16 protein-coding genes are annotated in these 18,602 nt (G+C 51.9%); 10 read left to right on the plus strand and 6 right to left on the minus strand.

The window, feature by feature from the left end; translation table 11 throughout:
* Positions 1 to 7 precede the first annotated feature (7 nt).
* Genes AC0L73_RS05500 through add form a run of 4 tightly spaced genes read left to right on the plus strand, consistent with a single transcriptional unit; the run spans position 8 to position 5,896 of the window.
* Positions 8 to 2,389: an aldehyde dehydrogenase family protein gene (locus AC0L73_RS05500; protein ID WP_473655062.1), complete on the plus strand. Its 2,382-nt coding sequence runs from the start codon at positions 8 to 10 to the stop codon at positions 2,387 to 2,389.
* On the plus strand, positions 2,379 to 3,725 hold the full coding sequence (deoA, locus tag AC0L73_RS05505; protein ID WP_473655063.1) for a thymidine phosphorylase: 1,347 nt from the start codon (positions 2,379 to 2,381) through the stop codon (positions 3,723 to 3,725). Before AC0L73_RS05500 ends, deoA begins: the two co-directional genes overlap by 11 nt.
* Positions 3,726 to 4,928 (plus strand): phosphopentomutase, encoded by a 1,203-nt coding sequence (locus AC0L73_RS05510; protein WP_473655064.1) that lies wholly within the window; start codon positions 3,726 to 3,728, stop codon positions 4,926 to 4,928. It abuts the gene before it with no gap.
* 2 nt (positions 4,929 to 4,930) lie between these two features.
* Complete coding sequence (gene add, locus AC0L73_RS05515; protein WP_473655065.1) at positions 4,931 to 5,896, plus strand: adenosine deaminase; 966 nt, start codon at positions 4,931 to 4,933, stop codon at positions 5,894 to 5,896.
* Positions 5,897 to 5,898: 2 nt separating this feature from the next.
* On the opposite strand, the gene AC0L73_RS05520 is transcribed toward add, so the two are convergent.
* The 3 genes from AC0L73_RS05520 to AC0L73_RS05530 all read right to left on the minus strand — a co-directional run bounded on the left by AC0L73_RS05520 (position 5,899) and on the right by AC0L73_RS05530 (position 8,179).
* The gene (locus AC0L73_RS05520; protein ID WP_473655066.1) at positions 5,899 to 6,507 is read right to left on the minus strand and encodes an OmpH/Skp family outer membrane protein; all 609 of its coding nucleotides are present in this window, start codon (positions 6,505 to 6,507) and stop codon (positions 5,899 to 5,901) included.
* A 151-nt stretch (positions 6,508 to 6,658) separates the two neighbouring features.
* Complete coding sequence (locus AC0L73_RS05525) at positions 6,659 to 7,567, minus strand: glutathione S-transferase family protein (RefSeq protein ID WP_473655067.1); 909 nt, start codon at positions 7,565 to 7,567, stop codon at positions 6,659 to 6,661.
* A gap of 54 nt (positions 7,568 to 7,621) precedes the next feature.
* Positions 7,622 to 8,179: a nitroreductase family protein gene (locus AC0L73_RS05530; RefSeq protein WP_473655068.1), complete on the minus strand. Its 558-nt coding sequence runs from the start codon at positions 8,177 to 8,179 to the stop codon at positions 7,622 to 7,624.
* 245 nt (positions 8,180 to 8,424) lie between these two features.
* On the opposite strand from AC0L73_RS05530, the gene AC0L73_RS05535 reads away from it, so the two are divergent.
* Positions 8,425 to 9,249, plus strand: coding sequence for a universal stress protein (locus AC0L73_RS05535; protein WP_227949514.1), 825 nt, complete (start codon positions 8,425 to 8,427; stop codon positions 9,247 to 9,249).
* A 27-nt stretch (positions 9,250 to 9,276) separates the two neighbouring features.
* Here AC0L73_RS05535 and AC0L73_RS05540 read toward each other — a convergent pair whose 3' ends face one another.
* Entirely contained in the window at positions 9,277 to 9,831 is a 555-nt protein-coding gene (locus AC0L73_RS05540; RefSeq protein WP_473655069.1) for a pseudouridine synthase, read from the minus strand.
* 175 nt (positions 9,832 to 10,006) lie between these two features.
* On the opposite strand from AC0L73_RS05540, the gene AC0L73_RS05545 reads away from it, so the two are divergent.
* Positions 10,007 to 11,029, plus strand: coding sequence for a hypothetical protein (locus AC0L73_RS05545; protein ID WP_227949509.1), 1,023 nt, complete (start codon positions 10,007 to 10,009; stop codon positions 11,027 to 11,029).
* 14 nt (positions 11,030 to 11,043) lie between these two features.
* Here AC0L73_RS05545 and AC0L73_RS05550 read toward each other — a convergent pair whose 3' ends face one another.
* The gene (locus AC0L73_RS05550; protein ID WP_227949507.1) at positions 11,044 to 13,179 is read right to left on the minus strand and encodes an HD domain-containing phosphohydrolase; all 2,136 of its coding nucleotides are present in this window, start codon (positions 13,177 to 13,179) and stop codon (positions 11,044 to 11,046) included.
* 183 nt (positions 13,180 to 13,362) lie between these two features.
* On the opposite strand from AC0L73_RS05550, the gene AC0L73_RS05555 reads away from it, so the two are divergent.
* Together AC0L73_RS05555 and AC0L73_RS05560 are read left to right on the plus strand one after the other, a co-directional pair.
* On the plus strand, positions 13,363 to 13,629 hold the full coding sequence (locus AC0L73_RS05555) for a hypothetical protein (RefSeq protein ID WP_473655070.1): 267 nt from the start codon (positions 13,363 to 13,365) through the stop codon (positions 13,627 to 13,629).
* A 17-nt stretch (positions 13,630 to 13,646) separates the two neighbouring features.
* Positions 13,647 to 14,027 (plus strand): transglutaminase-like cysteine peptidase, encoded by a 381-nt coding sequence (locus tag AC0L73_RS05560; RefSeq protein ID WP_473655415.1) that lies wholly within the window; start codon positions 13,647 to 13,649, stop codon positions 14,025 to 14,027.
* A gap of 68 nt (positions 14,028 to 14,095) precedes the next feature.
* Here AC0L73_RS05560 and AC0L73_RS05565 read toward each other — a convergent pair whose 3' ends face one another.
* On the minus strand, positions 14,096 to 15,442 hold the full coding sequence (locus AC0L73_RS05565) for a TolC family outer membrane protein (protein ID WP_227949503.1): 1,347 nt from the start codon (positions 15,440 to 15,442) through the stop codon (positions 14,096 to 14,098).
* Between the two features lie 782 nt (positions 15,443 to 16,224).
* Here AC0L73_RS05565 and AC0L73_RS05570 point away from each other — a divergent pair.
* Together AC0L73_RS05570 and AC0L73_RS05575 are read left to right on the plus strand one after the other, a co-directional pair.
* Positions 16,225 to 16,965 carry a cysteine peptidase family C39 domain-containing protein gene (locus tag AC0L73_RS05570; RefSeq protein WP_473655071.1) on the plus strand — a complete coding sequence of 247 codons (741 nt, stop codon included), beginning with the start codon at positions 16,225 to 16,227 and terminating at the stop codon, positions 16,963 to 16,965.
* Positions 16,860 to 18,602 (plus strand): type I secretion system permease/ATPase, encoded by a 1,743-nt coding sequence (locus AC0L73_RS05575; protein ID WP_473655072.1) that lies wholly within the window; start codon positions 16,860 to 16,862, stop codon positions 18,600 to 18,602. The genes AC0L73_RS05570 and AC0L73_RS05575 overlap by 106 nt, the downstream gene beginning before the upstream one ends.

Genomic DNA, 18,602 nt, shown 5'->3' on the forward strand with positions numbered 1-18,602 from the left:
GAAAACCATGAGCATCGCAGAATTATTCGACAAGATGGACTATGGACCGGCACCTGAAAACAGCGACACCGCGCTTGAATGGATCGCAGCGCGAAAGGGCAAGTTTGATCACTTCATTAGTGATGACTGGGTCAAACCATCATCCAAGAAATGGTTTGAAAGCCGTAACCCAGCCACGGGCACGCCACTTGCAAAAATTGCTGCGGGCAATGCGAAGGATATCGACGCCGCCGTCACAGCGGCCCGCGCCGCGCAAAAAGAGTGGAATGGTATTGGCGGTCCTGCGCGCGCACGCTATCTCTATGCACTTGCCCGCGCTATCCAGCGCAATTCCCGCCTGTTGGCCGTGCTTGAAACGCTGGATAACGGGAAACCTGTTCGGGAAACGCGAGATATCGATATTCCCCTTGTCGCGCGGCATTTCTATCACCATGCCGGATGGGCGCAGCTTCAGGATCAGGAATTCGCCGAATTTGAGCCCATGGGTGTTATCGGCCAGATTATACCCTGGAATTTCCCCTTGCTCATGCTCGCCTGGAAAATTGCCCCCGCGATTGCTGCAGGAAATACAATCGTCCTGAAACCCGCAGAATATACATCGCTCACTGCGCTTTGCTTTGCCGAAATTTGTAAAGACATCGGCCTTCCTGAGGGCGTCGTGAATATCGTGACAGGCGATGGCGCAACCGGCGAAGCCTTGGTCAAGCACCCCGATATCGATAAAATCGCCTTCACCGGATCAACAGAAGTAGGCCGGCTGATCCGGTCTGCAACAGCCGGAAGCGGCAAGCATCTGACGCTGGAGCTTGGCGGAAAATCTCCCTTTATTGTGTTTGAGGATGCGGATCTCGACAGTGCCGTCGAAGGCGTAGTCGATGCCATCTGGTTCAATCAAGGGCAGGTCTGTTGCGCCGGGTCGCGCCTGTTGCTGCAGGAAGGTATCGCCGAGAAAATGATCGCAAAGCTCCGGCAAAGAATGGAGACATTGCGCATTGGCGATCCGCTCGATAAGTCCATCGATATGGGTGCAATCGTCGACCCAACGCAACTCGCCACCATTACGAAGCTCGTTAAGAACGGTGAGAATGAAGGCAACGTCTGGCAACCAAAATGCGACATGCCGAAAGACGGTAGCTTCTATCCTCCAACGCTGATCAGTGATGTCGCTCCGGCTGCAACAGTTGCACAAGAAGAAATTTTCGGCCCCGTTATCGTCTCCATGACCTTCCGCACACCGGATGAGGCCGTCGCAATTGCCAATAACACACGCTACGGGCTCGCTGCTTCCGTCTGGAGCGAGAACATAAATCTCGCGCTTGATATTGCGCCAAAACTTGATTGCGGCGTTGTCTGGGTAAATTCAACAAACCAGTTTGATGCGGCCTGCGGCTTTGGCGGAAACCGGGAATCGGGTTATGGACGCGAAGGCGGCCACGAAGGCATGATGGAGGTATTGAAACCAAAGTTTCTCTCCAAACTGCCACTTTATAAGGAATTAAAATCTCCGACACCACAAGAAGACGAGAGCAACGCATCCCTCGCCAATCTTGACCGCACGCCAAAGCTCTATATCGGCGGCAAGCAGGCCCGGCCGGATTCGGGCTACAGCATGCCGGTCTTCTCCGCGAAGGGCGAGAAAATTGGCGAGGTCGGTGAAGGCAACCGCAAGGATATCCGTAATGCCGTCGAGGCCGCGCGCAAGGCGACCGGCTGGACCAAGGCGAGCAGTCATAACCGCGCACAGGTGCTCTACTATCTCGCGGAAAATCTCGACATTCGGAAATCGGAATTAGCGGACCGTCTCAAAGTCTTGACAGGCGTCAGCACGAAAAAGGCGCAAGCCGAAGTCGATGCCACGATCCAGCGGCTCTTTTCCTATGGTGCCTGGACAGATAAATATGAAAGTGCCGTTCATTCTCCGCCCATGCGCGGGGTGACCCTGGCCATGAAGGAACCCATCGGGACGATGGGCATCGTCTGCCCGGATGACAACCCGCTTCTCTCCATGGTTTCTCTTGCGGCCCCTGCCCTTGCCATGGGCAATCGCATCGTCCTGATCGCATCGGAACGGCATCCGCTCACGGCCACGGACTTCTATCAGGTACTGGAAACGTCCGACATGCCTGCGGGCGCGATGAATATCATCACGGGACCGCGCGATAGTCTTGCGAAAACGCTCGCAGAGCATGATGATGTGAAATCGGTCTGGTATTTCGGCCCGACAGATGGTAGCCGGCTTGTCGAAGCCGCCTCGATCGGAAATATGAAGCGCACCTGGGTCAATAATGGAAAGGCACGGGACTGGTTCGACATCGCGCAGGGTGAAGGCCGCGAGTTCCTGCGTCAGGCAACGCAAATCAAGAATATCTGGATCCCCTATGGCGAATAAAACGGCTGAATTTTTCCCGCAGGAGATTATCCGCCGGAAACGCGACGGCGCGCCCCTGAGCGAGGAGGAAATCATGTTCATGGTGCGGGGCCTCACGGATAGTTCCATTTCTGAAGGACAGATTGCGGCCTTCGCCATGGCCATTTTCTTTCAGGGCATGAGCATGGAAGAACGCGTTGCCCTCACCCGCGCCATGGTTCACTCCGGCCATGTGATGGACTGGTCGAAGGCCGATCTTGGTCGGCCTGTCGTTGACAAACATTCCACCGGGGGTGTCGGTGACAAGGTGAGCCTGATGCTTGCGCCAATTGTCGCGGCTTGCGGTGGTGCTGTTCCGATGATCTCCGGACGGGGCCTTGGCCATACGGGCGGAACCCTCGACAAACTCGATAGCGTGCCGGGCTACAATACTGCACCCGATCGGGACTTGCTGACCAAGATTGTCAAGAATATCGGCTGCGCCATCATCGGCCAAACAGATGATCTCGCCCCCGCCGACAAGCGGTTTTACGCGATCCGCGATGTTACAGCGACGGTGGAATCCATCCCGCTGATCACGGCGTCGATCCTGTCCAAGAAGCTCGCGGCAGGGCTGGATGCACTGGTGATGGATGTAAAATTCGGCTCCGGCGCGTTCAAGGAGGACTACGGCGATGCGACAGAGCTTGCCCGCAGCATTGTTGCGGTTGCAAACGGTGCCGGGCTTAGGACATCCGCCCTGCTGACCGATATGAATGAGGTACTTGGCAGAACGGCTGGAAACTCAATTGAGGTGAGGGAAACGATTGATTTCCTGATGGGTCGGAATGTTGATCAGCGTCTCCTCGATGTGGTGCTGGCACTAGCTGCGGAAATGCTGGTTATCGCGGGGATCGCCGATGAAGCGACGGCACCACATGCGGTCAGGGGTGCGTTGGGCAGCGGCACCGCCGCCGAAAAATTCGCCCAGATGATTGCCGCGCTTGGCGGACCGAAGGACTTGATGACAAATATGGAGGAACATCTCCCGCTCGCACCGGTCCGACGAGACGTGATCGCACCGAAGCGCGGCTATCTCGGTGTCATGAATGTCCGGGAGATGGGGGTCGCCGTGATGGACCTTGGCGGTGGGCGGCATAAGGCTTCGGATAAAATTGACTATGGCGTCGGCCTTACCAATATTGTTGGCCTGGGTGCGAAACTTGGCCCACAAAACCCGATCGCGACGATTATCGCCCGGAATGATGCTGATGCGGCGCGGGCGGAGAAACGTATCCTCAACGCCATTACATTGGCAGAGGAGCCACCTGCGATCTCCCCCGCCGTGCGAACCCGCCTCACCAGGGAGGATATATAAATGCGCGCCATATTGATCGTACTGGATAGCTTTGGCCTCGGTGCCGCCCATGACGCGGAAGCTTTTGGCGATATCGGCGCGGATACTTTCGGTCATATCATCGAAGCCGCCGCGGCGGGCCGCGCAAATTCCACTGAGCGGTCGGGGCCCCTTCACTTGCCGAATTTGCGTAAACTCGGCTTGTTCGCCGCACATGATGACTATGTTGACACACCCAGCGGGACAAATAATTTCGAAGGCCTTCATGGTGTCGCGCAAGAAATGAGTAAGGGCAAGGATACACCGTCCGGGCATTGGGAAATGGCCGGCGTGCCGGTCTTTTTCGACTGGGGCTATTTCCCGAGAACCATCCCCTGTTTTCCGAACGACTTGACGAATGCCCTGATCGAACAAGGAAAACTACCCGGCATCCTTGGCAACTGCCATGCGTCTGGCACGGAGATCATTGCGGAACTCGGCGATGAACATATGAAAAGTGGCAAGCCCATTGTTTATACTTCCGCAGACAGCGTCTTTCAAATCGCTGCGCATGAAGAAACTTTCGGCCTCGATCGCCTCTACGCGCTTTGTGACATTGCCCGCGAGCTGGTTGTTCCGCTGGAGATCGGCCGCGTAATCGCCCGACCCTTTGTCGGTGAAAATGGAAATTTCACGCGGACAGCGAACCGGAAAGACCTTGCCGTGCCCCCGCCTGAACCGACCCTTCTTGATAAACTGACAGAAACAGGTCGACAGGTTATATCCATCGGGAAAATTGGTGATATTTTTGCCCATCAAGGTACCGGTGAAATTGTCAAGGCAGCCGGGAATATGGCACTGATGGATGCAACGATTGACGCCATGGCGCGTGCCAAAGATGGCAGCCTTATTTTTACAAACCTTGTCGATTTTGACCAATCCTTTGGTCATCGACGGGATATTGCTGGTTATGCCCGCGCATTGGAGGAATTTGATGCCCGGTTACCGGAACTACACACAGCCCTTAAGGAGGGCGATATAGCGATCCTTACGGCTGATCATGGCTGCGATCCAACATGGCCGGGAACGGATCACACACGTGAGGCTGTCCCTATCATTGCCTTCGGAATAGGCATTCAGGGACGATCTATTGGAGAGCGAGACAGCTTTTCCGATATCGGCCAATCGATCGCCCAGCATCTCGGTTTGCCTCCGCTTGCGCACGGCAAAAGCTTTCTGGACTAACCATGGTCAAGAAAGCAGAACTCCATGTTCATCTGGAAGGAACTATGCCCCCTGCGCTTGTCCGGCAGCTAGCGGCCAGGAATAGCGCGCAAATTGATCCGGCAACATTCAAGTCAGAGTCTGAATATGCCTGGGATGATTTTTGGCACTTCCTTGATTGTTATGACAAGGCGGCGGCGACAATCCTGACCAAGGACGATTACCGGATGGTTACCTATGACTATCTCGCTAGATGTGCGCAGGAAGACACGATCTATGTCGAGATGTTTTCCTCCCCCGATCATGCTGCCGAAGTCGGGATGAGCTATGCCGATCATCTGGAAGGTATTGCCGCCGGCATAGATGATGCGCAGAGGGAATTCGACATTGTCGGGCGAATTATTGTGACCTGCGTGCGGCACTTAGGCGCCCAAAAAGCCCTCAAGGTAGCAGAGCGTTTTGTTGCAACCCCTCACCCCTATGTCGTCGGGTTCGGCATGGGTGGTGATGAGGCACAATTTCACCCAAAGGACTTTGCACCAGCCTTTAATCTCGCCAATAAGGCCGGGTTTAAGACAACAACGCATGCTGGAGAATTCGGCGGGCCGGAAAGTATCCGCGCCAGTTTGGACAATCTGCCGATCAGTCGCATCGGACATGGAGTACGCGCCATTGAAGATATTGCGCTAATCGCGGAAATTGCGGATCGGAGAATTCCGCTTGAACTGAGTCCGGGAAGCAATGTCGCCACAGGCCTCTTTAGGGACAGAAGCAGCCATCCCTTCAAGGCCTTGATGGACGCCGGATGCGTTGTGACACTGAATTCGGATGACCCGCCGTTTTTCGCGACATCCATCGGTCATGAATATGACGAAGCTGCCCAGAGTTATCACTTATCGGAGAGCAACCTTAATCAGATCACCCGAAATGCAATTCTCGCGGCCTTCTGCGATGAGGCGTTGAAGGAAGAATTACTTGCGAAGATCTAAGCTCAGTTCTTTTTAGCGGGTGCCGCACTCTCTTTCGTATCTTCCAGTTTGATATCAACCTTTGGATTGGCTTTATTAAACCGGGCTAATACTTCCTCGGTAATATCCATACTTGGATTAAAGAAAACGGTTTTAGCTCTGTCGATCCCGAGATTGACGCCTTTTTCCTTGCTGACATCTGCGGCGAGACGCACAATAATTTCACGAAAACGCAAGCGAATACCGACCAGCACTTCGTTCATTTTGCCGTTAATGACCTGGAATTCGCGCTGCAGGTTTTGCCGCTGAACATTAAGCTCCGAAAGTTTCTTCTGGTAAGCATCCGGCGACAGAATGGCCCGCTGCTTATCAAGTGCCTCTTTCTCGGCAAGCAAGTCATCACCGCGTTTATTCAGTTCATCCACTTTGGTTTTCAATAGAGCCTTAACATCTTCTTCGGCTTTTTTAGAGGGCTCGGACACTTGCAAAACATGGGTAATGTCAACGATCGCAACAACAGCTTCCGGTATTTTTGATTGAGCATACGCGAGAGAGGACCCTTGCAAATTCTGCATCATAGCAACTGCGAAAATAGCAAGTCCGATAGCAAACGCTCGAAATTTTTTATTCAATGGTCTCTCCGGAAAATTGGGGATTTCATTTCAGCTTCATAACATTGCCCGTTAAATAAATCCACAACCGTCATAACAGCTTTCGACACTCAGATAACGATAAATAGGCATGGAATAAGGCAAAACCGTGATTTTGCCCTATTCTTGACTCTTAACGCACGATAAATCCGGCGCGCGGAAAATGGATAATTACCTCTCCCACAGTGTCATTATTATGACGGATCGCGATCTCCCGCCGATCAAGGGTAACAAGTTCACCAGATACGGGAACGCGACCGGTATCGTTTGGCATCACGGTTACCTGATCCCCAGCCGTTTTCTCCTCGTTCGCACCAATGGTGCCGCTGTAATCCGAGACATCATCATTTTTCGCGATTTCGAGGGCATCGGCTGCGCTGATCTCAGTGGAAGTACCTTCACCAAAGGCGGTAATTCTCTTTATCCAGGCCGATAGTTTCGGAAATTCCGCAAGAATTTCCTTCACCGCTGGTGCACGCCCCGCAAATCGTACTGTATAATAAAGATTGAAATCAACGAGGCTTGCCTTCGGCCCCAGAAAATAGTCCCGACCATCTGCAAGGCCTTGTTCCGCCCAGTCCATCATGGCGGCAAACTGCTGAAGTGAGAAAGGAAGTGCGGCTTTCATTTTCTCAACATTCAAGTTTCCACCAGAATATTCCGCCCGGTCTTTAACAAATTCCGGAGGCATCTGGTCGCCAAAAGTTCCGAAAACAATTGCCGCCGCCGTGCTGAAAAGCAGCTTGTCGGTCCAGAAACTCGTGCCCCAACCCACAAACTGACTGTTGTCGGGAAATAATGTGGGAGTCGGATACCGCGCTTCGAGTTCACGAATAATGATTTGCGTATCGCAAAAAATATGGGCGCCTGACTGCATAACCGGCGTTTTCCGATACCCGCCGGTAAGTGGCGTCAGTTCCGGCTTGGGCATCATGCGGGGTATTTGAACAGACTGCCAACTCACCCCCTTAAAGCCAAATATCATTCTGACTTTCTCAGCATAGGGTGATGCATCATAGTGATGAAACACAAGATCCGACATATTACTTCCCTTCCATTATTATACTGTCATTAACGCCCCGGTTTTCTGTCAAGCTTAGCCTTCCCAGATTTCCACATAGGGATCAATCGGCTCTTCCAGCAGGACCGGTGTCCTCTCGGTCGTTCCCAAATAGAGAAACCCGACAATCTGATCTGCATCCGATGCTCCGAGAGCAGCATTAACCTGTGGATCAAAACATGTTTTTCCGGTTCGCCATATGCCTGCATATCCCAGTGCATGCGCCGCGACCATAATATTCTGCGCGGCCGCTCCCGCGGAAAGGATCTGCTCCACCTCTGGCACCTTCGGATGCTCCTCTATCCGGGCGATAACAGCAATTATCATTGGTGCGCGCATGGGCTTGCCGCGCTCCTTTTGGAGCATGGCTTCAGTCGCATTCGGATCTCTTGCCTTCAGGGCTTCTTCAAAAATATGACCGAGCCTTTCCCTTGCCGCCCCTTCAAAGACGATGAAACGCCACGGGCGAAGACGACAATGATCAGGGGCCCGAACGGCCGCCTGCATTATGAGCTTAAGATCGTCTTTTCCGGGGGCAGGTGTCGTTAGCATCGCCGAAGATTTACGCGTTACAAGTGCTTCGATAGCATCCATTTAACGAATTTCCTTTGTCTGGATATATGTTGTCGGCTGCCATTCATAACAGAGAACATCCAGACTGCCTATGCCGTAACAAATAACAGGTTGTTATCTAACTGAACTGTTCATAAGGTAACTATCGAATACAGTGTGTACAGGGAGGCGGCGCGCATTGTTGTTTGTCTCAAATCAATGCGGCTCACTAAAAGCTATCCATAATTAAGTGAAATTCGTTCAGGATTGTTGAAAGGGAAAGCGTAATGTCCATAAAAACCATATTGCTACATTTGAGTAACGATTCACGGCTGGAAGCCCGTATTGAGACGGCTCTTGGTCTCGCGGTTGAGCATGACGCATATGTAATCGGGTTATATACAATTGCGCAGGTAACTGTCCCCACTTCCTTTATGGGCTATGTCCCGCCGGAATTTATTGAGCAATCCCGGAAAGTTGAAGAAGAGAATGCTGCGGAAGCAAAAGCCAAGTTTGAAAGCCTTGCGGCAAAAGTAAGTCGTCCAGTCGAGGTAGTTGTAGAAGAAGGCTATGCTCCGGATCTGATTAATGAACATGCCCTTTCCGCTGACCTTGTGATCGTGGGTCAGGGCGACCCCGACGATGAGAATAATGCGCAAACGCGATATATCGCCGAAGAGATAGTCGTCAGTTCGCCCCGCCCTGTATTAATTATTCCTTCTGCGGGGAATTACAGCAATTTCGGAAGCCATGTGATCGTTGGGTGGAATAACACGCGCGAATCTTCCCGTGCTTTACATGAGTCATTACCCTTTCTCAAAAAAGCGGAAAAAGTCACCCTCCTCCGGGTCAATGCGACAGAGGACGAGACATATGAGACGGAGCATATACTTGCGCACCTCAAACGTCATGGCATTACAGCTAATTTCAAGTCCGGCCACTGGCCCGGCATCAGTGTTGGTGACGCCATTCTCGACGCACTCGTCGATTATAGCGGGAACATGCTGGTTCTCGGGGCATATGGCCATAGCCGCCTGCGGGAAATGATTCTGGGGGGTGCCACAAAGAATATTCTTGAGCATATGACGGCACCGGTCCTGTTCGCGCACTAAGCACGCGAAATTCGGACTAAAGCAAGATCAGAAAATATCCATTTTTTTTACGTCCTGCCATATCCCAGGTACAAGATCGGTGAGTGTAAGCTTGCCGATCTTTTTACGGATAAGACGTAAAGTCGGGTGACCAACAGATGCCGTCATCCGCCGAACCTGACGGTTTTTGCCTTCCGTCAGCGCTATTTCAATCCAGCATGTCGGAATAGACTTTCGAAAGCGCACCGGCGGATCGCGCGGTGCGATGTCGGATTGAGGATCAAGTCGAGAAACTCGGCAAGGTTTCGATTTATATCCCTTGAAAACCACGCCGCCAGACAACTCTTCAAGAGCTGCTTTATTTGGCTCTCCCTCTATCTCCACCCAGTACACTCGTTCATGAGCATTATCCGGATTCAGCAGTTTCTTGATAAAGGGCCCGTCATCGCTTAGAAGAAGAAGTCCTTCGCTATCCTTATCGAGACGCCCCGCCGCATATACTTTCTCCGGCAACGCAAAATCGGCAAGAGTTCTCTGGCCTTTTTCTCCGGTGAACTGACTGAGTACGCCATAGGGTTTATAAAAAGCAATATATCTTGGCATTTGAATTAGCTCATGGGATTAAATTGCTGTCAGATACACAGGAAATGTCAAAAAATTCAATTGCATCATTTTTGGCAGGTTATCAAAATTTTAGGTAATTTTAGCGATCCTAAATGTCGTAATTTTGGCGGTCATGTCAAGGAAACCGAATAAACAAGTCGGAAAACCATATTCAATGGACAAAAACTCTACTGCAACAGTTCACTTTATTGGACAAAAGGAAGAGGATGCCCAACAATTAGGTTGGTTGCTGTCCAATGCGTCGACGGCAAAGTTTTCGTTCGAACATATTGCTTCTGTCGACAGTTATGTGAAAGCCGGTCACGGTCAGCAGGGCGAAGTCATTATTCTTGATCTGACAGAAACTCAGGAAGACAGGATCAAAGCGGTATCGCTCCTTGGAGAAAAAACTCCCCACACACCGATTGTTGTGCTCACGGATGATAACGAAAATATCGGCCGTGAGGCTATTCGGTTGGGCGCGCAGGACTACCTCATCAAAAGTCAACTCTCGACAGATGGCATGTCGCGCTGCTTGCTCAACGCCATTCAGCGCCATCAGGGTCATCGGCAAAGCGCAGAATCGGCACCACTTCTTGATTCTGCGACGGCCGTACTGAACAGGCTTCCAATCGGGGTTATCCTGGTAACAGCTGATACGAAAATCCTTTTCTTCAATGGAAAGGCAAAACGCTATCTGGAAAAGGGTGACGGTCTGGTTGTTGGTACTGACCGGATATGCCGTGCAACACTGCCAGGTGAAAGCCGGGCACTCGCCAAGCTGTTGTCCGACACACTCTCCCCCGGCGGCGACAGCAAATCAGAAGGCGATTTCGCCATTTCCCTGACCCGGATGGAAAGTGACTATCCGTTGAATGTCATGGTCGCCCCTATCGGAACCGGGGCCGCCGGAAAGGGTGCCGTTCTATTTGTCTCTGACCCGGCTGAACCAGTTGAGCTTTCTGTAGAATCAATTTGTAAGCTATATGGCCTGACACCAGCGGAAGGGCGCTTGGCGCTTGGCCTGACCAATGGTCATAAGCTTGATGACCTCGCAGAGCAATGGGGGGTCAGCATGCACACAGTTCGCTCTCAACTGAGACAAGTCTTCCGCAAAACCGACACCAGCCGACAAAGCGAAGTGGTCAAGCTCATCCTGACTGGCCCGGCGGCCCTACAGGCCACAGGTCTCCTTTAAAGGAATTAGAGGAATTACCCTCCGCCCTCAGTAGAGTCTTTCTCTACATTCTCAGAGAAGTATTTCCAGCTCTCGCGGCCTCCCCGGTTCTCGAGATAATTGATCAGAGCGCTGACCATACGTCGGTCATACCGCGTATCGGCATCTTCTAAAAGATTCTTCACTGCCGCGCTGAAGCTTAGTGCGCTCCGGTAAGCGCGCGGGCTGACCATGCCGACAAAGGCATTGGCGACGGCAATAATCCGAGCTGGTTCACTGATCTCCATGCCGACTAGGCCGTTTGGTTGGCCACTGCCGTCAAAATTTTCCTGCAATTGGCGCAATGTGGCGGCAACCGGCAAATCAAAGTCAACTTCATCCAGGAGATCCGCACTGGCGACCAGACTGTTCCGAATGATTTCCATTTCCTTCTTAGTCAGGTTCTTCGTCTTAGTCAGAATTTCTGGCGAAACGAGAATCTTGCCGATATTCATCAGGTTACCCGCGATATCAACTGTCCGCACCAGTTCATCTGGCGCGCCCATTTCTTCAGCAATTGCCACCGCAACCTTCGCGACCCGACGGGATTGATCTGCGGAATAAGGGTCGCGGCGATCCACAAAAGCCACCAATGTTGAAACAAGTGTACGCAATACGGACTCGCGACGCTCCTGTGCAACTACAACATCAGAAATATCCTGAAATACAGTGAGAACTTCCTTGCTGTTCACCCGCGCTGATCGCAGGGGCACAAAATCTGACTTGATCACCCGATCCGCTGCACTTTCCTCCGACGCCTTTATACGGCTAATCAACGAACGAGGTTCATAGTCCTGACGCACGAGATTTGTCATCTCGATGATTTCCCGTGCCTGCTCAGGCCCAAGAACACTCGCGGCTTTCTTGCCAATCATTTCATCTTGCGATATCTCCACGTCTTCGGCGGCGACACTATTCGCAAATGTGTATTTATCCTCTGCATCGAAAACAGCAATAGACGTTGGCTGCTGATCGGTCACAATTTTCAGAAATTCGCTCCGCTCTCTCAACTGCTCCGCCATGCCCTTATAGCGCACCGCTAGCTCCGCCGCGCGAAGGGAGGTGCCATGCCGCCAGACGGCAACCACCGTTCCTGCGACTGCAAAAATCAGCAATATAAAGATGCCGAGCATCGTTGAAAGGCGCTGATCGGTTTCGGCCAACGCTTCCTGTTCCGAGACTGTTCGAACAAGGAACCAAGGCGCAGCCGTCAACGCACGCCCCGTTACGAGAACCTTGCTCCCGAGATAATTGGAGGCAAGTTCAAAACTTCCCGGATTTTCGATTACGAATGCCGCAGCCAGATCATTCTGTGCGCTTAGCTTGCGGGCAAGAGCGAGCGTGCCATCCGCCAGCGGAGAGATATATTGCACGAGCTTCCCATCCTTGCGGACAAGATAATTTTCTGCCGTCTGCAATGTATCACCCGGTTGGAACAATAGCGGAAATAGTGAGGTTTCCACCGTCCGAAGACCAACAACATATCCAATAATATCCTTTGGGCTCCCTTCATCCTGCACCGCATAAATCGGCCAGACAAAGCCCATGGTCGGATCGCCATTAATCCCCTCATAAAGATCGATCAGAGCAGGCTCACCATCCCCGGCTTTCGCCATGGCGGCCCGTATTGTCGGGTTCATTGGGGGCATATTTCCGCTGGAGACCAGAAGCTTTCCTGTTGCGTCCGTAAGCCCGATGCCTGCCCGACCGGGCCGCGCCACATTTGCACGGATTTGCGGCTCCTCCGGCTCCCAAAATCCGCTGATAACAGCCTGATTATTCAGTAGATTAATGAGATAACCCGCCTCCGGCACTTCAGCGATAGAGTTGCCATTCTCTGCCGTCTCAATAACCAACTGGGTTAGATACACCTGTAAAGACGCATTATTCGCGAGAGTGCCAATAGCCTGTTCCTGCTTGCGCAGCCAGTCATCGACGCTTGCCGCGCGGCTATCCGCGACAATACCAAGGCGAACCTCCCAGTTTCGGAGGTCGCGCGAACGCTGTTCCTCGACAAATTTGAAAGTGCCCCAAATGCCGGCAACGACGACAGCCATAAGCAGCAAAACGCCTAAGGAGAGCGCTTTGTAGGTGCTTTTCTTTTCCGTACCATCTAATTGATTATCCGACATAAATGCCCCGGTTATATATTTCACTGTACGGCAGAATGCCTTGAAACTCTTTAAGATAGGTAAATCACCGATCTAAATTACCCAAAAATTACTTAACGACGCAATGACATTAGATGTCCTGCTCAGTCTTTGTTAATGATTTGTTGCCCATAATGCGCCTGAACAGGAGGCTTTTTTAACCAGATGGCAGGAACCAACGCGGTGACAGGAACAAGACCCGGATTTGCCACGATATGCGCAGCACTTATTCTTGCCTGCTGCGTTATTGCAGCACCATCTCTCGCTGACGCAAAGGCAGGTGACCTGTTCGGTTATAAGGCAACCCCCTATTCCGGCCTCAAACCCTTTCCAAAATGGCGAAAGGTGCTCGCAACCTACAAGGATAGGCACTTGGCGATTGCGTTTCAGGAAAATATAATCGCTGCGCCCATCAGAAATGGCGCGCCCTGATAGAGGAATGGCGGTCACTGCCGAAAGAAAAGCAGCTTGAAAAAATCAATCGGCACATGAATCTTTTTCGCTATATTCTTGATCCCATCAATTGGGGAGTGCGTGATTATTGGGAAATTCCTAAAGAATTCTTTGCCCGGTTCGGTGATTGCGAAGACTACGCGATCGTCAAGTATTTTACGCTGCGCGCCCTCGGGTGGTCAGCGAAGGACATGAAAATTGTCGTTCTGCAGGATGTTAATCTCGGCATCGCCCATGCAATTCTGGTTGTGAATTATAAAGGCAAAAATCTAGTGCTCGACAATCAAATCGGACAAGTCGTTGATGCCACTCGCATCCGACATTACCGACCGATATATTCTGTCAATGAGATTGGATGGTGGCGTCACAAGCCCTAGCGCCGCAGACATAAAAAAAGCCGCACATTACGTCTAAGCGCGGCTCTTGTTATAGACTTTCGATATTGTTAGCCTTTTTTCTCCATCGGCGTTGCTTCCGCGGGCAGGGTCACACCGAGTGTCGAGTTCAACCGGCCCATAGTGGCAAGCAACCGATATTTTGCAAACCTAACCGAATACTCCACCGTCACCAGCGACGTCCGGGAGTTAAACAGTTCATTATCCGCATCCAGCAGATCCAGCAGATCACGCTGCCCGATTTCAAATTCCTGTTTGTAAGTCGAGGCAACCTCAGTATTGGCAACAACAGCCGCTGCGAGAACTTCCGAACGCGCTTCCGAACGGGCGAGTGAACTCCAGCTGCGTCGAACTTCCTCTTCTACGAGGCGTTCATAACGGCGTTTGCGCTGCTCCGTCTCTGCTTTGCGTGCTAACGCTTCCTTCTCACGGCCTTCGTCGATCCCCCCTCTATAGAGGTTGTAGCGCAACCGAAGCATCGCCAATAAATCGTCGTTATGGCCTTCAACCCCATCGAGATTATTATCCGCAGAGCCTCCTACCTCCAGATTAACTGTCGGATAGTAGCTTGCCTGAGTCGCCCGAATTTCCGCATCAGACGTTTTGATATCTGAAGAAGCGAACATAATGTCCGGATTACCTTCCAGCGCAATCGCCACGATATCATCAATATTGTCGGGAAGAACGCTGTCGCTGAAGTCAGGAAGTTCGAGATTTACCGGCTGTACACCCACAACTCTCCGATAGGTAATTTCCGCATCGTCCTGCGCGCGCAAAGTTTCAACGAGAGTGTCTTCAGCTGCAGCAAGACGCGCCAGCGCCTGCTGGTCATCACCAATACCGCTTTGTCCGGCTCTCACCCTGTCCTGGATTTCATTCAGTGTCCGGCGATGTTTTTCGACATTTTCCTTCGCCAGTTCAACAATTTGTTGACTGCGAAGCGTATCAAGATAGGACCGCACCGCGTCAAGAGCGATGGCTTCGGCCCGTTCCCGGACCCGATACGCAGCACTATCGACACGATTTCCCTGCCGGTCTACTTCTGCGCTACGAAACCCACCATCGTAAAGGGTCTGCACGAGCAGAAGGCTCGATTCCGTGCGGCGCAAATCTTCGTTATCAATGGTAACTGTATCAGTCCACTCATAACCAATGCCCGCTTCAAGATCGAGCGACGGAAGATAAAGTCCTTCCGCCTGTCTTAATTCCTGATCAATCGCGCGGCGATTTGCCGAAGCCTCGGCGATTTCCGGATAGGTCGAAACCGTTTGCTGGACTGCATCCACCAATGTTTCGGATTGCGCGGCCCCCACCGCTATATAACTTCCGAAGACCGCCGTTAGAACACTGGCGGAAAGTACATTCATTGTCTTCCCCGCACGGTTTCTAAGCTTCATACCCCTCTCCCACTTTGTCTGTTTTGCTTAACGTCGAAGAAATTTTCGCTCGCCTGATGCGTAATGCCTGAGCAAAACATCCATCCAAAACTTAATTATAATACGACGGCAATCTACGCTTTCTTTCCGCCGTCGATCAACTCTATATAACGGCGAAGACCATATATTTAGTGGTCTTCGCAACAGCCTGTGGTAAAATTACAACAATCCATTCAAGCTGCCCTATCATAACAACTTCGCCATCCGACCCTGTCGCAAATACGCCTCTTGGCGCGTACGGAAAGGGCGCCACTTTTCAATGTCATTTAAATCACTACCAGTTATGGTTAATTTTTGTTGAAAAATAGGCGAAAACCCCGCAACTATACGTAATATATTGGCGTAGAAGCCTAAACGAGCGGCGTATTAATTCAAAGGACCGGCGCACATTCCATAATTTTAGAAAATACACTTTTGCCAATATGTTAACTGCATTTTCACCAAATAAGCGTTGAATGACCAACGTGGAAAAGTAGTCCGTTCCGCATAAAGGATTTTGTAAAAGCAGGATGGAAGCTGCGAGACAATACAAAGGGGAAGTTCGAACGGCCGCAATCATTTCTCCATCGCAACATGAAATCGCCGAAATTGTTATTGAGGACTGAGCGGGAAAGTAAGGGTATGGCAGGGCAAAGGAACCATGGAGAGTTCAATTCTCTCAAATCCCGAACGCGAGGCGGATCTGCTGGATATGCCGGCATGATTGGGTCGCGTGAAAGCCGGCGAAAAATGAGGGCATGCCGGTGAGCGAAAATTCACGCAAATCCGCGAGGCTCGATGTCAACACAACGGACGATCTATTCGTCACAAAAGCCGGAAACAAAAAGACAAGGGACACCAAATTGAAAACAGGTAAGCCGACTGCAGCAGCAAGTAAGCTAGAGACCACAGAGGCTGCCCTTCGGACAAAAATCAAAAGTAAGGGAAACTGGCAGGTCAACCTTTCCGAAATCACGCGCTCTGATCAGGATCCCCTGCTTGGCTGCCTCGCGGCTTTGACTAAGCTTTTCGATGATCCACGCACTCCGGATGCGCTAGCCTACGGCCTCCCACTTGAAGACAACAAATTAACACCGGCGCTATTTGTCCGGGCCGCGGAACGCGTCGGCATCAGTGCCCGCATCACCAATCGAAATCTCGATAAGATACCGGAAGCCGTTCTACCTTGCGTCGTCCTGCTCAATGACCGGCGCGCCTGTATCCTGCTCTCGCGGGAAGACAGGAAAGCCAAAGTTATCTTCCCGGAAACAGGGGAAGGCTCCGACAGCCTGCCGCTCACAGAACTGGACGCTGAATATGCCGGGTACGCTATTCTGACCCGACCAAGTTTCAAGTACCGCGTTGATAAGGATGAAAAGTTACAGGATAGGCCCGGCTCATGGTTTTGGGGGACCATGTGGCAATTCTGGCCGACATATATTCAGGTCATTATCGCCGCCTTTCTGATCAACAGCTTCGCCATGGCAAGCCCCTTTTTATTATGAATGTTTATGACAGGGTCGTTCCCAACCGGGCGATCGAGACATTATGGGTGCTGGCAATTGGTGTAATCACCGTGATCGGCTTCGATCTGTTACTTAAATCACTGAGGTCGTATTTTGTCGACAATGCCGGTAAACGGGCTGACATTCTGCTGTCCAGCCGAATATTCGAGCAAGTTCTCAACCTTCAGGTAAAGGCCCGTCCTGCGTCTGCTGGCGCGTTTGCCAATCACCTGCGAGAGTTTGAAACATTGCGGGATTTCTTCACGTCCGTTACCGTAACGGCGCTCGTCGATCTACCCTTCCTCGCGATTTTCCTGTTTATCATTTACCTGATCGGTGGCCCGCTTTTTATCATTCCCGCTGTTGCCGTCCCTGTTGTTCTGCTTATCGGGCTGTGTCTGCAATGGCCCATGCGCCGCGCCGTTTCCAAAACGTCGGAAGAAGCCGCCCAGAAGCATGGGGTTATCGTTGAAACAATCTCCGCCCTCGACACCGTTAAAAGCATGGGAATTGAAGGCCATATGCAGAAGGAATGGGAACGCTTCGTCGGGAAGACCGCTGAAACAAGCGTTGCCGCGCGCTTCTTTGCCGGCCTCGGCATCAATCTTTCCGCGGCTGCCATGCAACTTGTAACCGTCGGCGTGGTCGTCTATGGCGTCATGTTAATGGGAGAACCGGACTCGACTATTACAGTAGGCGCCTTGATCGCTTGCACCATTTTAACAGGGCGGACAATGGCACCGCTTGGCCAGATCGCCGGGCTGCTTACCCGCCTCAATCAAGCTATCGTCGCCTTGAAGGGACTTAATCATATCATGTCCCTCCCGGTGGAACGGGGCGCGGAAAAACGTCAACTCAGCCGCCCGAATATCCAGGGTGATATCGAATTCAAGGATGTAACTTTCAAATATCCGGGCACCGACATCCCCGCGCTCGACAATGTATCATTCAAGATACGGGCGGGTGAGAAAGTCGGAATTATCGGGCCAGTCGGATCAGGGAAGACAACGATTTCGCGCCTGCTAATCAATCTCTATGAGCCCGATGAAGGCGCCGTACTGATTGACGGCACGGATATCCGGCAAATCGACCCTTCCGATATCCGCCGGAGCATTGGCAGCGTCATGCAGGATATCACCCTGTTCCAGGCCTCTGTTAGGCAAAACATCATCCTGGGGCATCCGCGTGCCGACGATGAAATGATCCTGAATGCCGCGAAGCTTTCCGGTGTACATGATTTTATTTCTCGGCATCCACATGGCTATGACCTGCATGTTGGAGAAAAAGGCGCGACCATGTCCGGAGGGCAACGGCAAACAATTGGTCTTGCCCGCGCTTTCCTGCCCAATCCGCCTATCCTGATGCTCGATGAACCGACAAGTGCCATGGACATCAATTCAGAGCGACGGCTGATTAGCCGTCTTCAAGACTATATTCAAGGAAAGACCTTGCTTCTCGTGACGCATCGCACCTCCCTCTTCTCGCTGGTTGATCGGATCATTGTCCTTGGAAATGGCAAGATCGCAGCGGATGGCCCGCGCGATGAAATTCTGAAACTCGGTCAGAGTGGAAACTCAACCTCCAAAACTGTTTCGGCAACCGTGTCAAAACCACAGCGAAACGGACCGGGGGACTGA

The organism is Sneathiella sp. D3-11, from assembly GCF_055809395.1.

Bases quoted from the DNA above. Each gene is read 5' to 3' on its own strand.
- AC0L73_RS05565 (WP_227949503.1), bottom strand. From the start codon at position 15,442: ATGAAGCTTAGAAACCGTGCGGGGAAGACAATGAATGTACTTTCCGCC.
- AC0L73_RS05545 (WP_227949509.1), top strand. From the start codon at position 10,007: ATGGACAAAAACTCTACTGCAACAGTTCACTTTATTGGACAAAAGGAA.
- AC0L73_RS05550 (WP_227949507.1), bottom strand. From the start codon at position 13,179: ATGTCGGATAATCAATTAGATGGTACGGAAAAGAAAAGCACCTACAAA.
- AC0L73_RS05535 (WP_227949514.1), top strand. From the start codon at position 8,425: ATGTCCATAAAAACCATATTGCTACATTTGAGTAACGATTCACGGCTG.
- AC0L73_RS05530 (WP_473655068.1), bottom strand. From the start codon at position 8,179: ATGGATGCTATCGAAGCACTTGTAACGCGTAAATCTTCGGCGATGCTA.
- AC0L73_RS05525 (WP_473655067.1), bottom strand. From the start codon at position 7,567: ATGTCGGATCTTGTGTTTCATCACTATGATGCATCACCCTATGCTGAG.
- AC0L73_RS05575 (WP_473655072.1), top strand. From the start codon at position 16,860: ATGGTTTTGGGGGACCATGTGGCAATTCTGGCCGACATATATTCAGGT.
- deoA (WP_473655063.1), top strand. From the start codon at position 2,379: ATGGCGAATAAAACGGCTGAATTTTTCCCGCAGGAGATTATCCGCCGG.
- AC0L73_RS05500 (WP_473655062.1), top strand. From the start codon at position 8: ATGAGCATCGCAGAATTATTCGACAAGATGGACTATGGACCGGCACCT.
- AC0L73_RS05540 (WP_473655069.1), bottom strand. From the start codon at position 9,831: ATGCCAAGATATATTGCTTTTTATAAACCCTATGGCGTACTCAGTCAG.
- AC0L73_RS05510 (WP_473655064.1), top strand. From the start codon at position 3,726: ATGCGCGCCATATTGATCGTACTGGATAGCTTTGGCCTCGGTGCCGCC.
- add (WP_473655065.1), top strand. From the start codon at position 4,931: ATGGTCAAGAAAGCAGAACTCCATGTTCATCTGGAAGGAACTATGCCC.
- AC0L73_RS05555 (WP_473655070.1), top strand. From the start codon at position 13,363: ATGGCAGGAACCAACGCGGTGACAGGAACAAGACCCGGATTTGCCACG.